Origin of the sequence: Micropruina sp. (assembly GCF_047606665.1) — a bacterium.
Lineage (GTDB): Bacteria > Actinomycetota > Actinomycetes > Propionibacteriales > Propionibacteriaceae > Micropruina.
The window spans coordinates 1-14,451 of record NZ_JASGEF010000038.1; the positions used below are offsets into that span (position 1 = coordinate 1).

Genomic DNA, 14,451 nt, shown 5'->3' on the forward strand with positions numbered 1-14,451 from the left:
ACACGGATTCCCCGACGGCATCGACATCATCGCCCGTGCCGCCGGAGTCGACCACAACACCGTCAACCAGGGCAGAACCGAACTCGACACCCACAACACGCCAACTAAATAGCTGACAGGCTCTTAGAGTATCGGCACCGAGCACACCCTCATCATCCAGGCCTCGCAGAAAAAGGAACGAACTAAGAAACGCGTAGGCAATTCCCACGATGTACGCTAGCCTGATTGCCTTGCTTTTCACCTGCCCGCTCCTATCGGCCGCAACCAGAATCGAAAGTGCAGCCGATTGTAGTCGCATGGCCGGCACCAGTTGGAAGCCGTCCCGTTGATAGACATGGGATTCCTAGGAGTGGTATTTGTAGGTAGCACTTGATCGTAACTCGGTGCGGCCGCACAGAAGTGTGGCCGCACCGAATTTGCTGGACTACTCAGCAGTGGCGCCAGTACGCATGGTCGATGCGGAACGGGTTGGTGTCCCAGGCGGAAGCGTACGACCACCTGTTCTTGGCGACACAGGGCGAACGGACCAGACCCGCGTCGCCTTCCACGCTCGAGCCGTGCTTCTTCGAGCCGTGGTAGTAGTTGGACCAGTTCGTGCTGGGCAGGAGGTTCGTGACACCGTAGTCCCAGGTGCCGCCGCCGGCGCTGACCACCGTTGCCGAAGCCGCTGCCGCGCCAGCGAAGGTCAACCCAGCGACTAGCCCGGCCGTCACGAGGGCCTTCTTGGCCCCGCTGAATCGCGTCGACAAGGTTTCCTTGTCCGGGGCGGTCGCCGTGTCCGTGTGCGGCGGCAAGCTTGTGAGATCGATCGACATTTGCTGTTCACTCTCCTTCGAGTGTTCGTGTGTTCTGCTTTGAGGGGTGCCCGACTGATTCTTGACGCGCCGAGCGGTGGAGAACCCACTGCGTTATTCACTCCGTCCGACTGATGTCGCGACTGCCTCCTCCTCTCTGGCGAGCGGAGTGCGCTACAGACTAAGGCGGCGGCCCGACTTAGTCAAGACTTCGTCGCCTGCTCGTTCGGTGCTTCTTTCGCGAGTGCGGCCGTGATGGCCAGCGTTCATCGCTGGGGGCTCGACGCGGCGTTGGCGTTCGTTCACGCGCGTGACGGCGGAGAGGACTCACCGTGGGCCGCACGGTCGGCGGTCCCGGGTGACCGAGGTGCGTCGCCCTGCTTGTCGGGCCAAGATTGCGCTACGAGTGGCCGAGGCTCGTCCGCTCGGCCCAGCTATGCGGCTTGAAGACGGGGATTTGTGAGGCCGCTGACGGCGACGCTTGAACCTTGGTAGACGCTCACTCGTCCCAATGGGCGCGGGCTTGGGGGGATGCCGCAATGCCGAAGGTGTGTGCGACTCCATCAGTGCGGCCCGAGATCGCTGGGCTACGTCATGGTCGCTGTGTGGGTTCGGGAGCAATCGGTGAGCCTGGCCCGGAGAAGGAGCGGCGGGGTGCTGGGGTTGGCGAGGGCGATGAGGGCGCTGCCTACTCGGGTGCGGCGCTCGGTGCAGATGGCGAGTCTCTTGAAGCCGCGGGTGTGCCCGGAGTTGGTGCGTTTGACGACCCAGCGTTGGTGTGGTTGGAGTGGGGGCCTTGGCGCTGATCGTTGGCCTGGCAGCCGAGTTCCGCGAGGAGGTTGTGGGTCTTGCCGGAGTCGTAGCCGGTGTCGAGGTGGACGGTGATCTGGTCGGATGGTCCGAAGCCGAGTCCTTGGTCGAATCGGGCTAGTTTGGCCAGGGGTGGAGCAAGGGAGAGTCGCTGCAATTGGCGCCAGCGATGACGCAGCCGGTAGGGATGCCTGCAGCACAGGGTCCGGATGCTCCTGCGGTGCAGAAGCGAAGTCGCAGCCCGAAGCGTCAAAAGCTTGCCGCCTCTGCGTGGACACGAGGGCATGGGTCAGACGGCCGATTGCGCCGTCAGCGCGGCCGACCGGTCCGAGGCGGGCAGCCACGCCACGCTCTCCTGGCACGGTAGAGCAGGCCTCCCAGGGCCAGAGCCGGCGGGGTCAATTCACGTGAAAGCACGCGGGGCCACAAGCTCGAGGCTCGGCTACGCTCCGCCGACTAGAGTCCCATAAGCCGCTCGATCGACCGAACAGCCGTCTTGTCGGAAACGGCTCAGTGGAACAATGGGTCGCACTCACGCCTCAGCCTGTGGATCGATCCGCGCCCACCTTCTCTCGGCTGAGAGCAGGCATGTCGCTCACTTCAGGCATCAGGATCGCAGACGCAACCTCCGTAGCCTGTTCTTAGAGTTCTCTGTTACCTGAGAGTGAGATAGGAACTTCATAAGGAGGCTCGCCAATCTGCTGCGCTTCCTCACTACATGCTGTTAGCTACTGCCACTAGCCGCCGAACCACCAGGAGATGACCAGATGAATCGAGCAAGGCGCATGCTTATCCCCGTGATCGTAGTTCCCATTCTTGTGGCTTCCGGAATCGTTGGATCGCCACCGGCCTATGCAGTAAACTGCCAAGGTGGAATGGCCACCGACGGCGTATACAGAGTCGTTTGCAGCGAGTCGAAGAGGGTTCGAGCGTGGATCGCATGTCAATCAGTACTTACCCTTGGGTACAGGTTTGCCGCTGACGGAAACTGGGCATCTACAAACGTTCCATCGGTCGCACGTTGTCCCTGGTACGCGTGGTCCCTCGGCTACGGCGGATGGCAAAACTGATCCTGGGTGGCGAATGTTGCGAGGGGCCTCGTGCTCGGCACCCTGATGGCGATCAGCAGCCTGGAAGGAACTCGGTGGAGTTCACGGCGCCCATCGCACTATCAACAGCCTATTGAGCCACGGGCAATCTGGCTGACCATGGCTTGCGCTGTTGGAACCGACTGAACTTCCTGGCCCCGTCCGCCATTCGGGTTCGGCGTGAGAAGCAGCCCCTTTCATAGTGGTGCCGGCCTGGGTGAAGATCGCGGCAGGTGCTGCGGCGGAAATATTCGGTGTCCCGCGGACAGATCGTCGGATCTCAAGCCTCCGGGCACCGCGGACGGGCTGGATCCGGCTCAAGTAGTCGGGCTAGCCGGCAGGTCGGCGATCTGATGCCCGCTCATCAGCTGTCGCAACGGCACTCCATAGGAGCGCGAGTGCGCCTGTGCCACCGGTCGGCATGGCGATGGGTGTGCGATGACCGTCGACGGCCCACGAAGGGCTGTGTTGCCTGGAACTCGCGGCTGCACAGCGCCGATGAAGATATCCGGCGGAGCCGACGTATCATGCGGCGCAGTCGTGAACGGCCTGCCGGCCGGACGGCAACGGCTCGCCACGAGAAGCGGAAGGTGCGGCGTCGCGCACCATCGTCAGGGTTTGAGCCCGAGACCGGTGCCGGCCCCACGAGTCACCGAACCCGGGCAGGGCGGAGTACGACAACCACAACGTGAGGAGCGAAGCCACGCCCGCCCCAGCGCCCGGCCGCCCTTCGGCGGGCTTTCGCGAGACGCTGCTCGACCCCTCCGCTCCCGTCAGGCTCGATTCCTGCCACAGGGCACGCCGAGCCGATTCCGCCCACTTTCGCCACAGGGCTTGACTAAGTCGGGTAACCACCTTAGTCTCTAAGCCAACTGGACCTCCCAGGGCAAGGAAGAGACATGAGGCGTACTGTGAAGCTCGCTGGTGGAGTGAGCGCTGTCGGCCTGATCTTGGCGTTCGGTGCAACGGCGGCTCAGGCCGGCACCAGCTACAAGTCGTACAACACCACGATCGGCAAGTATGGAGGTGCCGGATATTCGGCCACTCAGACCAAGCGGTTCACGGACGCCTCTGCTAGCGTCCGATCAGCAACGGTTGGCGGCGACTACACTGCTGACGTGTGTCTGGTCCCTTCGAATAGTGGCTTCTGCCTTGGCGGAAGCAAGACCATCAATGACGGCTCGAACGTCCTTGTGTGGAACTTTGCTACCGAGGGCAGTACGGTTCGCCTGAAGTTCACCGACGGCTGGCAATGGGTGAATGTGCAAGTGACCGGCACGTGGGCGTCGGACTGATATCGGGATTGGTTCCACCGTTGCACCTCGGCATTCGCCTGCCCCATTGGCAAATCTGGCTAGGCTCCGGCCTGACAGTACTTGGGGCTCTGGTCCTAATTGCTCAGAACTATGATGCGCGCGCATGGTACGACTTTATCGGCCCATTCGACTTCTATGCGTACCTATGGCAGCACAATAGCCCGCTTCCCCTAGTGCTCCCGCTGGTGGCCAGCCTTCCCTTCGTGCTGGCCTTCAGCGGGCAGCTCACCAATCGCTACCTAACCTACACTCGCACTCGAGCCAATATTCGTGTGACGCTTGGGCGAAATTTGTGCACTAATGCTGTGACTACTTTTGTCATCTTTCTCGTGATCGGCCTCATTCCGCAGTTGTTTGTGTCATTTGGTAGCGTCGGCTACGACACTCGCGGTTATGGACTAACAACGCCCGAACAGGTCGAGGCTGCGCGGTTGCATAGCAAGACGTTTGGTCAGTTGTTGATCTACGGACCGTGGGCGCCGGCGCTCGGCTACAGTATCTATCTGGCAACCAGCGCGGCGCTTTATGCAACCCTTACGCTGTGTTCAGTGTTAGTAGCCCAAAACCGCATCCTGGGTCTCACTGTACCTTGGATTATCTATCTGTTGGCCTCTTTCCTGATGGCAGTCATGTGGCTTGAAGCGTATTCAGTAGCCTTAGTTTTCCCCTTCAACCTGCAACAGATCCCCTTGGCGAATCTCACCTTCCCGATCGGGGGACTTCTCATAGCAACGGCGATCGTGGTCGCCGCGACACTCGCACTCGCCCCAAGGCTTCCGCAGCTGCAATGATGTCGATACTCGCGCCACAGTGGCGATCGTGGCAGGTGGTGCTGCTCGGACTCGTTACGACGTTGATGCTGTACGCGAGGCCTGAGCTCGCAATGGAAACCACACTAGGGCTAGACCCGCTAGCGATGGCGGTGCTTGATAGTGGGCTCAGTTGGCGTCTGTACCTGTTTCTTGTACTCCCGCTGTTCCTACTGTGGGTTGGGCGCGACTGCGAAGGTACATGTCAGCCTCTCGTGTTGCTGCGAGCAGGTGGGTATCGGACGTGGCTGATGTGCGCCGCAGCCACCGCAGGAGGCAAGGCATTACCGCTGCTGCTGTGTACCTTGGCACCGGCCTTGGTGCTTGGCCTCGGCGCGGGCTCACCCCTCGGCTCTGCTGAACTGCTGGCCGAAGCGGGGATAACAGCCCTGTCCGTGGGGGTCAACCTATCCATCTTGGGCGTCGCCGTTCTGAGTGCTGGGCTGTTTCTGGGCCGCACTGGCGCCCTCGTGGCCGTCTCCTTCATATTCGCGGCATGCGTGATCGGGTCTGCGAGGCCCTCTGAATTTGCTCCCCTCAATATCGGCTATGGCGTTCAGGTCGGCGCGTCGATCCAACATTACGGGTCTTGGTCGCTCGGGCTGGCACTACCGACGCTTTGCAACAGTCTCCTAGTGCTAGGAGGGATATGGCTCGCAACCTCCAAGAAGTTCCTGTGGCGTCGGCTTTGGATCCCCGTGGTGGGACTGCTGGTCGTGGCTCGATTTGCGCTTGGTGATTGGTCATCGCCAGCCGAGGCGCTGCTAGGTGGGTTCTACGGCACCGGAGGCACGCTGCCGGACTATATCTTTGTAGCGTTGGTAACATTGGCGCCGATCTGGGTTTCAAGTGCGCATTTCGAACCTGCGCTCGCCGGGCTCCAGTACCGCCTTGTTCGACGTGGCAGTGTCGCACGGTGGTTGGCCGCGACTATTGGGCCTTACCTATTGTTGGTGCACGGGTACTTTGTCGCAGTTTTGGGACTCAGTGTGGCTGTTCTTTTCGCTCGTTTCGATGCCTTCCCAACCTCTAGCGCAGATCTTCCTGTTCCGCCTTCTGTTGTCATTATTCACCTTCTAGTCAATGGAACACTGCAAGGATGGGCGTTCGTAGTGATAGTCGCATCGATACGGCTCATGGTTGGCGCGCCGGTCGGCGCACTAATGACGTTGGGCCTCCTCCTGGCGGGGGGTGCGGCGGCGAGCAATTCTCTGCCCACCGCTTTGCTAAACATGGGAACTGGCCAGCTCTTCGAGGGGGAGAGCGTATGGCTAGTATCCGCAGTGGCGATGAGTGAGCTCGCCGTGATCTCGTGTTTGGCGATGGCCATACTTCGAATATTTGGCTCGCGGTTCGTTGAAAGGAACCTCATAGCATGACGGCAATAATTCGCCTGAGCGGCGTAAGTAAGAAGTTTCGTACGGGCAGCGTTCTCGAGGACGTCGACCTAGAAGTCCTCGAGGGTGAACGGCTCGCAGTCACTGGCGCCAATGGCACCGGAAAATCAGTGCTTCTTAGGCTTATGTGCCGCCTGCTCGCACCGGACTCCGGGACTGTATTCATAGACGATCGATTCCAGTCCCCGAGGAAGTCCTTTCCGCAAGAGTTCGGCATTGTGATCGATAGGCCCGGGTTTCAGGCGCTGCGTACCGGCTTCGAGAATCTTCAGGAACTGGCCCGGATTAGACGCAAGATTGGTGACCGTGAGATTAGGAGCGCGATGGACCAGGTAGGTCTGGATTCTGGACTCAGGCAGCGTGTGGGCCAGTACTCACTCGGGATGAAGCAGAAGCTCGCATTAGCCCAGGCGATCATGGAGAACCAGCAGGTATTGCTACTGGACGAGCCGTTCAATGCTTTGGACGAAGAGAGTGCGGTCCGCGTGCGTGCTCTGTTGCTGAAACTGAGCGAGCAAGGTCGGACGATCGTGTTCTGCAGCCACAATCCGGAGGATTTGGATGAAGTGGCTACCAGACGTTTGGCCATTGTAAATAGCCGGGTCGTAAAGTCGGACTGAGAACGCGGCAGCAGGCCGAGCGTTTCGGCGACTACGTAGTCTGGTCGCTAGTGCGCCATGCGGCTTGCACCGGACGGTGGTCACGTCCAGTTGCGCCTTCGTGGCTCGCCAGGCAGCGAACGCACCCCCGCCGGCCCAATAGCGGTCCGGAGAGGACGAAGGCAGCGACGGGGCGTAGCCGGCGCTTTAGCTGGTAATGGGTCCCGGAGCCACGCGCGTCGCTGATTGCCCTGAGCCCGACCAAGTGACTGCCACGGCGAGGGCGCCGAGGCCGCAGGACCCCGTCTCGACACCGTCTTCATTCAGCTCCACCCAGCACTCGGGCGTAGGCCAACTCGGCACGCCGGGCCTCGGTCCACGGCGTCCGAAGCGAGCGCAAGGGCGTGACGAGTGGGCCTGTAGCGGGCATACGTGAACTTGATAGATCACACGATCCACACTGGCCTAGGCTGGTCGGGAACTGACCAGCCTAGGGTGACGTTTAACGATGCGACGTTTAGCGGCCAGGCGTCGTTCATCGGGGCGAGGCTCAGCGGCGGCAGGGTGTCGTCCATTGAGGCGAGGTGCAGAGGCGGCCAAGTGACGTTCAACAAGGCGACCTTCGGCAGCGACTTGGTGACGTTCAAAGATGCGATCTTCAACAGTGACCCCGTGACGTTCAACGAGCCGATCTTCGGCCGAGGCAAGGTGACGTTCATAGATGCGGACTACTTCTGCCAAGATGACCCGACGATCAACGAGCCGAACTTCAACGACGGCAAGGTCACGTTCGACGGAGTGACGTTCGGAGATCGCGACGTGTCGTTCAACAAGGCGAAGTTCAGGGGTGACGTGACTCGCGACGGACACCCGTTCCGCGGATGGCCAGAATTGCTCGGATGGCCAAAACCCTGATGCGACCCGTGGCACCCCAGCAACGAGCGTCGTCTGAGGATGCCCATCGGCGAGCCAACCCTGCCGTCAACAAAACTCCGCCGAGCGGCCCGACGCCGGTGCCGACGGCCCGTGGCCGCGGAAACTGACAATTTAGTGAGAAACGCCTGGTCGCGAGCAACCTGTCGCTCCGCTAGTCAACACCATGTCACCGATGACAGATCGAGCGATAACTCACAATTTTCCATCAACGAGCCGGCTCATGTCAATGGGCGGCCGAATCCTGATCCGTCTACTCGGGATTCTGCAACCTGACCCGTCTATCGGCCCCGCGAGGTCGAGGTAGTAGATGCACCATCCTGGAAGCCAGAACCGCACGGAATTCATCGAAATAGGGCCGCAGGCGCCAAGCGCATGCAACCCCATACACGCCCGACAGCTGGCTGGGAATCGGCTAAATGTCTAGCCGTTGAGCGGTGCTTCGGCCTTTTGTTCAGTTCGTTCTGTCGCACGAGAATTTCGAGAGTGCTGCATGAAGTTGGCACGGCACGGCTTCGATTTGGGGAGCGCATCTTCGATTTGGAGCGCATCCTTGGGCCGCGGAGTTGACAGCCGAACCATATTGCGTTCACACTGAGACCTCAGTAACCACCCCTCTTCATAGGAGGCACCTCATGCCACTGCTCTCTCGGCGGGTCATCGCCGTTGTTGTTATGGCCGTAATCGGCTTCGGATTGTCGGCCACGCATGCGAATGCAGGATCACTCGTGCTGTACGCAAAGGAAAACTATTCTGGCTGGCTGGGATCCTTCAAGGACGAGATGAAGACTTGGCGCAATTTCAGTGCTGTGGCGGACGACAACTTGGCGTCGTTCCAGAACGGCACGAATTATTCTGCCTGCTTCGCCCATGGGTACGACGGCAATGGCTGGCAGTTCCCTGCGAATCCCGGCCAGAACGCCCCGAGCTTCTACTTCTGGGACCGCGACCAAGCAAGCTCGTTCATTCTCGGCCGCCAGTGCAATTGAGTCACATCGCCACGACTGAATCGCTGGTTCGCTCATATCGTGTGGGCGCCTGGAATGTTCCTGCCGTGGCGGGAATATCGCTGACCGTTGATTCGGGGGAACTCGTTGCTTTGGTCGGACCAAGTGGCTGCGGGAAGACGACATTGCTCAACCTGATTGCCGGCCTTGATGTGCCCGATGCAGGCACAGTTACTGTGGCCGGGCAATCAGTGCAGGCCATGACCGAAAACCAACGGTCAGACCTCCGATTACGACACGTTGGTATGGTGTTTCAGGAGAGCAATCTCATTGCGCAGCTCACCGCAGGGGAGAACGTGCAGCTGGTGCTACGCTTCCAAGGTGATCCGAATCCTCGGCGCGCAGCATTCGGACTGCTGAGACAGGTAGGGATTGAAGAGCTCGCTGACCGTTATCCGTCACAGATGTCCGGAGGGCAACGCCAGCGTGTTGGAATTGCGCGAGCCTTGGCGGGAAATCGTACCCTACTATTGTGTGACGAGCCAACGGTGCACTAGACTCGAAGGCTTCTGAGGATCTCTTTGCGCTGCTTCGGGCGTTGACTCGCGCCGGCCAACGGGCTGTGGTTGTTGCGACGCATGATCCAATTGCCTTAGAATTCGCCGACCGAGTATGTCGCATGCGAGATGGGATGCTTACTGAGTGAAATCGACGCTGGGTCTGGCGACCCTACTGTTGCGAACCAGTGTGTTCAGGCGTCTTGTTGTGGTGACAGCCATAGCCACGCTAGCTTCGCTGGCCGTGTTGAGCATGCTTGGTGCTCTGTCGCTCACCGTCGAGCAAAGACGGGTCTCTCAATTTGGCGGCGCCACCGCGAGTGTGCAAACGGCAATTAGTGTGCCGGTGGGGCGCGCGGTTATACGGAAACCTTCCTGGCTTGAAGATCCTCAAATCCAATCTTGGCCAACCCTACAGGCGAACGTGTTCCTGGGCGGCACGCTGTTCGATTACAAGGAAGTGCAGGCTCCATCGCTGGTGACGGAAGGACGCTTTACCCTAACGTGGGGTGTCTGGCCGAACGCAGCAGGCCAATGTGTGACAAATGGCTCCGACCAGACACTGGATCCTTCGATCGGGGTCTGGACACTGCAACTCACGGGCCAGATTCGCGACGAGTTTTAACCGCGGCGGAAACTCATCGTCTGCGCTCCCGGAACGTGGAGCAGCTGGCGTGTTGCAAAGGATGAAGCGCGACTGGCTCCGGGTAGCAGCATCACCTATTACTTGGCCGGCGGTAAGGGTGCGATCGAGCGCGTGATCCAAGCTGCCGTTGCACAGCGAGCAACCGGCGAAGCGATTATCAGCACTCGTTGGGAAGTGAGTGATTCTAGAATCAGGCCAACCGACGTCGTCGGCACGCTAGCGCCGATCGCCGTTTTGGTCCTTGGCGGATGCGCCGCGTTGGGGGCTGCGCTTGGGGCATGGATCAATCGGGTCAGTCCGGCTGTAGTTGGTGCGGGCGTCAGGCGATCACGACTTGTCCGCGTGGTGGCGCTGTCAGCAGTGACCTTCACCGCGTTGGCGGCGCTGATCGGATCGCTACTGGGCCACTTGGCTGCACTCGCCTGCCGGCCGGCACTGGTTGCTCTGGGCGGAGGCGTGCCACTGTCGCCGCCAGCATTCGAAGGTTTCGCAACGCTGACGGCGATCCTGATGAGCGTGGTGGGTGCAGCCACAGGTTTGATGTGGAGCGTCCGTCGGGGCTTGAGTGGGCGAGCGGAGGTCGCCGGTGCTAAACGTGGCTTGCTCGCTATTGCCGGCTCCATGCTCGTCCTCGCTTTGGGGATGGCTCTGGTTGGTGGCGAGTCGCTTTGGCTACTACTTCCTTCGGGGCTGGTGGCAGTAGTAGGGCTCGCGCTCAGCTTTCCCGTCGCGGCCCGGCTGCTCGCTGGAGTCGCCACCGCTCGCCCCATCGACGGGTGGTTAGTGGCGGGCCGGATCACTTCGCACATGTCTCGCAAGCTGGCCGTAGGTGGTGTGGTGCTGACACTAGTGGTGGGTAGTTGGCTGTACTTCCTAACACTGTTGATCACCAACTCAGCCTCCCAACAGGCGCTGATGCAGGCGACGCTACCGGCCGGTATGGCGCGCATCTCGTTGGTCGACCACGAGGCGTGAATTACCCAGGCTGGGTAATTCGGCAGTTCGAAGGCGACCTGGGAATCTCCTCACCCATCGAGATCCTGGAGGCTGCCTTCGTTGAATCTGAAGATGGCGGCGTATTATGGGCTGTTCGTGACTTGAATGATGCAGCCCGTCTGATTTCTGGATTGTCGCCAAGCGATCGAGACTTTCTCGCTGCCGGCGGAGTACTGACGACGGGGCCTGTAGGCAAGGAGATTTCCTTATCGCGGATTGGGGATGGGGTTCGCTTGAGCCTGCAAGCACGTCGGATAGCCAGCAATTCGGGGGAACTTCCACGGGTGCCGGGGTTCGTCCTGACAGGCTCCCTCGAGAACCCCCCGCAGTCAACCGCGTCGGCGTCCGTCTTCTCTTGGAATGTTTACGAAGGGCTGACCCGTGAGCAAGACGAACTGGCGCGTGACTGGCTGCGACGGCGCGGGTATGCAGATGTTCAGGTGGAGGCACACTACGGAGTGGACTGGTTCATTGCTCCGTTGGGCGCCGCAGTTTCATTGATACTAATGGGAGGTGCTGCACTGCTGATAACCCGCGAGGTTTTGTCCGAACTGGCGGTTAGCATGCGGTCAATCTTGGCAGCCCTACGTGCGGTAGGTGTGCGCACTCAGTTCATACGTGGTGTCATGTTGAGGGTGATGACGCTTGTGATGGGTACCAGCCTCGCGTTGGCCGGCCTGGCGGTCGCAACGGTTACTGGCGCCTTATATGTGCGAGCTCCGACGGCATTCACGATTGCAAATGGTCAATGGTGGCTATTAGTGCTGTACCTTCTTGTTGCATGCGTGAGTGGGATCGCCGCAATGCTGACAGCCGCTAGAAAGCTAAAACACACAGAGGCTCTTCCCATCCTTTAGCGGAAATTGCCTGAAACGACCGGATGTGACTCAATCTTGACCAAGGTGAGAAGCTCCACGGCCGTGCGGCATGGCAGGGTGCGACGGTTTGATCGCTTGCTCGGCCATCCTAGGCAAGCGGAGGCCGCCCCTAGAAGCATCCTCTAGGGCCTAGGTCCGGCCATTTCGCCCGCGGATTTGCCAGACCGGTGAGGTTGAGAGGTCGCTGCTTTGTGCGCCAACATCCGATGACCTTCCACGCCAGATCGTGTCACTTACGTGAGGATCCTGGACGCCGACTTCGAGGGTACTGGCGAGGGCTCCCACTGGGGTGACTACTTATCCTTCGGTGCGCCACGGATTGCAGGCCACCCCGACGTCCAGAACGGCATGGGAGCTGATTGCACTTATGGTGAAGGGCCCGAATTCGCGCCAGCTGTCGCGTTCTCGCCTTCCTGGGGCGACTGTCATCAGTCCCGCTCCGTCTCGCGGGCTTCATCGAGCCTCCGGTGCGCCACCATCGACTCGAGGTTGAGCAGTTCACGCAGTAGTTCTCGCTGATTGCACGATTTAGGTGGGGTGTGCGCCGGTCGGGTTCCGATGGATCCCGACCATGCCATCACCAGGTTGGCCAGTCCCGACTGCTTGTCCTTTCCGTGTGGGTGACCAGTGAGTTGATGGCGAGCCGAGGCGTCCCGGTCCGGCGGAGAGCGAGCGCCGCGTCAACGAGAGCAGGCACCGCCGCCCGTCTGGGCGGTGAGCTTACCCCTCGTCCGCCTCGTCGTTCTTTCGTTGGCGCTGTTCGGCTACGAAGTTGGCTAGGGACCAGACAAGTCTTGCATTGATGCCGATTTTACGCGCTCGACGTGCCTCCTTGCCGAGTGAGCCGCACAATGGTGAATAGTTAGATCGTGATTTGGCCCTTGACCAAGGGTGAAGCACCCGGCCGCTCCCCGTCACGCGCCGTATAGGTTGAGAGTGGTGGTCGCCGCTATGGCGCCGCTGGTTGTGATTGGGGGAGTCGCAGGTAGGTGTTCCCGGCCCAGGATAGGCTGCCCAACATCCGAACATGCCTAGCGTTTGGTTATAGTGGCCTTCAAACAGAGCGGTGATTTCTATAGATTCGGTTATGGGCGACGCCGACGACTGGCTCCGAATCTCTGCGATTTTATCTCCTGCTTCCTGTGTGCGGCCCGTCCTCCCCGTTGCGGCACGGTCGTCCGCCTCGCGCAGAATGATGTGTTGACGTGCGAGCGCGTAGCCCGCAACCACCCGCCAAAGGTGCTACCGGTTTCTAACCACTGCCGGCGACCAGTTCGATGGCCTCTGGAATTCTGTCCCAATCTCTGGGTCGTCGTACCTAGGGGGTTGAAGAGCTTTGGAGGTGGCGTGGTGGTGCAGTCGGTGCGGCAGGAGGCGCGGCGGCGGGTTCGTGAGGCTGCTGCTGTGCGGTTGCGGTCGTTGGCCGAGCGGGAGTCGCGGCTGAATGACCTTGCGGTGGATGTGGTGACTGCGGTGGCTGCGCGTGATCGGGCGGATGTTTCGGCGGCTGAGGCGGTCGGCTTGTTGTTGGGGGAGCAGGTGTCTGTGGCTGAGATTGGTGAGCGTTGCGGGCTGTCGGTCAAGGAAGTCGCTCGGCTGAAGCGGGTCCACCTCAAGGCGGGCGCCCGTGGAGCTTCCGACGAGCCCCTCGGAGATGCCTCTGCTTCCGATGGGGGTGATCAGCCGTGAGGTGGCGGTGGTGTTGGTTGCGGTCGCGGATCACGGCGGCTGTGGTCAGCGGCGCGGTCTGGCTGACGGTCACCTCGTTGGTGCCGGTGGCCGGGGCTTGTCTCCTGCTTGCCGCGGTGATTGGGGTCGTTGGCTGGCGGACGGGGTGGATGGTGCGGTGCCGTTTCGGGGCTCGTGGAGCGACGGAGGGTGAGGCTGCTGCCGTGTTGCGGGCGCTGGTCCCGGTTGCTGGCCTGCGGGGTCGGAACCAGCCGCGTCTGCGGGTGAGTGATCGGTTCGGTTGTGACGTTCGGGCGGCGGATGAGCGGACTCTCGTGGTGAGCGCCCGGTTGGTCGGTTGGGTCCGGGACGGTCGGATCGCGGATGGGGCGGTGTGCGAGCTCGTTGTGCGGGCCCTGGCGTTGGCACCTGTGCAGCGGTCTCGCATGGTCGCGATCGTCCGGTTGTTCTGTGTGCCGTGGACGGTGCTGACCTTCGCCGTGCGGCCGGTCCGCAGGGTGGCTCGCTGGCTGCGGCCTCTGGTGTGGGTGTTCGCTTTGCTGGCTGGGGGTGATCTGTGTCGGCGTGGTGAGTGGTTCCCGATGGTGTTGCTGGTTCTGGCGGTGATCGCGACGGTGACGACACCGTGTTTTGACCGGGCCTGGGCGGCACGTTGCCAGGCGATGGCAGACGACGCAGTCCGCCGGCACCTCGATCCGGACGCTTCCGATCCGACAGCTGAAAGTTCCGGTGGCGCGTTCGTGGTTCCTCCGACGCCGACTCGTGATGGGGGTTCGTGATGAGTGTGAATCATGCCGGTCTGCGGGCGTGGGCGCAGGGTCTGTATCCGCTGGAGGCCGCGGTGGAGTTGCTGGTCGGGTTCGCCGGTGGCCGGTTCGCGACACCGGGTCATGCGTGGATTCAACCGAGTGACCAGCCGGGGAGGTGGTGGCTGGATCCGTCGCTGATCAGTGACGACACGATCGGCGACCTGTCGGGTAGCGAGCAGCGGG

Annotated in this window: 13 protein-coding genes and 1 pseudogene; 12 read left to right on the forward strand and 2 right to left on the reverse strand. The window is 61.1% G+C overall.

What is annotated here, in order from left to right:
* Positions 1 to 428: 428 nt before the first annotated feature.
* Both QM619_RS08825 and QM619_RS08830 read right to left on the reverse strand, forming a co-directional pair.
* The gene (locus QM619_RS08825; RefSeq protein ID WP_415106972.1) at positions 429 to 815 is read right to left on the reverse strand and encodes a lactococcin 972 family bacteriocin; all 387 of its coding nucleotides are present in this window, start codon (positions 813 to 815) and stop codon (positions 429 to 431) included.
* 571 nt (positions 816 to 1,386) lie between these two features.
* A pseudogene (locus tag QM619_RS08830) lies at positions 1,387 to 1,799 on the reverse strand (IS5/IS1182 family transposase); the annotation flags it as partial.
* Positions 1,800 to 3,591: 1,792 nt separating this feature from the next.
* Between QM619_RS08830 and QM619_RS08835 the strand changes: the two are divergent.
* From QM619_RS08835 to QM619_RS08890, 12 genes are all read left to right on the forward strand, one after another.
* Complete coding sequence (locus QM619_RS08835) at positions 3,592 to 3,987, forward strand: hypothetical protein (RefSeq protein ID WP_415106974.1); 396 nt, start codon at positions 3,592 to 3,594, stop codon at positions 3,985 to 3,987.
* Positions 3,988 to 4,007: 20 nt separating this feature from the next.
* Positions 4,008 to 4,799: a hypothetical protein gene (locus QM619_RS08840; RefSeq protein ID WP_415106976.1), complete on the forward strand. Its 792-nt coding sequence runs from the start codon at positions 4,008 to 4,010 to the stop codon at positions 4,797 to 4,799.
* Positions 4,799 to 6,196 (forward strand): hypothetical protein, encoded by a 1,398-nt coding sequence (locus QM619_RS08845; protein WP_415106978.1) that lies wholly within the window; start codon positions 4,799 to 4,801, stop codon positions 6,194 to 6,196. Before QM619_RS08840 ends, QM619_RS08845 begins: the two co-directional genes overlap by 1 nt.
* Positions 6,193 to 6,834: an ABC transporter ATP-binding protein gene (locus QM619_RS08850; RefSeq protein WP_415106980.1), complete on the forward strand. Its 642-nt coding sequence runs from the start codon at positions 6,193 to 6,195 to the stop codon at positions 6,832 to 6,834. Before QM619_RS08845 ends, QM619_RS08850 begins: the two co-directional genes overlap by 4 nt.
* 411 nt (positions 6,835 to 7,245) lie before the next feature.
* Positions 7,246 to 7,728 carry a hypothetical protein gene (locus QM619_RS08855; protein WP_415106982.1) on the forward strand — a complete coding sequence of 161 codons (483 nt, stop codon included), beginning with the start codon at positions 7,246 to 7,248 and terminating at the stop codon, positions 7,726 to 7,728.
* 653 nt (positions 7,729 to 8,381) lie between these two features.
* Entirely contained in the window at positions 8,382 to 8,735 is a 354-nt protein-coding gene (locus QM619_RS08860) for a hypothetical protein (protein ID WP_415106984.1), read from the forward strand.
* Positions 8,732 to 9,250 (forward strand): ABC transporter ATP-binding protein, encoded by a 519-nt coding sequence (locus QM619_RS08865; protein WP_415106986.1) that lies wholly within the window; start codon positions 8,732 to 8,734, stop codon positions 9,248 to 9,250. Before QM619_RS08860 ends, QM619_RS08865 begins: the two co-directional genes overlap by 4 nt.
* Before the next feature lie 145 nt (positions 9,251 to 9,395).
* Positions 9,396 to 9,875, forward strand: coding sequence for a hypothetical protein (locus QM619_RS08870; RefSeq protein ID WP_415106987.1), 480 nt, complete (start codon positions 9,396 to 9,398; stop codon positions 9,873 to 9,875).
* Positions 9,876 to 10,238: 363 nt separating this feature from the next.
* Positions 10,239 to 10,871, forward strand: coding sequence for a hypothetical protein (locus tag QM619_RS08875; protein WP_415106988.1), 633 nt, complete (start codon positions 10,239 to 10,241; stop codon positions 10,869 to 10,871).
* Positions 10,868 to 11,749 carry a hypothetical protein gene (locus tag QM619_RS08880; RefSeq protein WP_415106990.1) on the forward strand — a complete coding sequence of 294 codons (882 nt, stop codon included), beginning with the start codon at positions 10,868 to 10,870 and terminating at the stop codon, positions 11,747 to 11,749. The genes QM619_RS08875 and QM619_RS08880 overlap by 4 nt, the downstream gene beginning before the upstream one ends.
* A 1,368-nt stretch (positions 11,750 to 13,117) precedes the next feature.
* On the forward strand, positions 13,118 to 13,459 hold the full coding sequence (locus QM619_RS08885; RefSeq protein WP_415106993.1) for a hypothetical protein: 342 nt from the start codon (positions 13,118 to 13,120) through the stop codon (positions 13,457 to 13,459).
* Positions 13,460 to 13,884: 425 nt separating this feature from the next.
* A complete protein-coding gene (locus QM619_RS08890) occupies positions 13,885 to 14,238 on the forward strand; it encodes a hypothetical protein (RefSeq protein WP_415106996.1) in 354 nt (117 codons plus the stop codon).
* Positions 14,239 to 14,451: the final 213 nt, after the last annotated feature.

What these genes read in the sequence shown, in the direction of transcription:
- QM619_RS08890 (WP_415106996.1), top strand. Translation starts at nt 13,885, where the DNA reads ATGGTCGCGATCGTCCGGTTGTTCTGTGTGCCGTGGACGGTGCTGACC.
- QM619_RS08860 (WP_415106984.1), top strand. Translation starts at nt 8,382, where the DNA reads ATGCCACTGCTCTCTCGGCGGGTCATCGCCGTTGTTGTTATGGCCGTA.
- QM619_RS08835 (WP_415106974.1), top strand. Translation starts at nt 3,592, where the DNA reads ATGAGGCGTACTGTGAAGCTCGCTGGTGGAGTGAGCGCTGTCGGCCTG.
- QM619_RS08825 (WP_415106972.1), bottom strand. Translation starts at nt 815, where the DNA reads ATGTCGATCGATCTCACAAGCTTGCCGCCGCACACGGACACGGCGACC.
- QM619_RS08845 (WP_415106978.1), top strand. Translation starts at nt 4,799, where the DNA reads ATGTCGATACTCGCGCCACAGTGGCGATCGTGGCAGGTGGTGCTGCTC.
- QM619_RS08850 (WP_415106980.1), top strand. Translation starts at nt 6,193, where the DNA reads ATGACGGCAATAATTCGCCTGAGCGGCGTAAGTAAGAAGTTTCGTACG.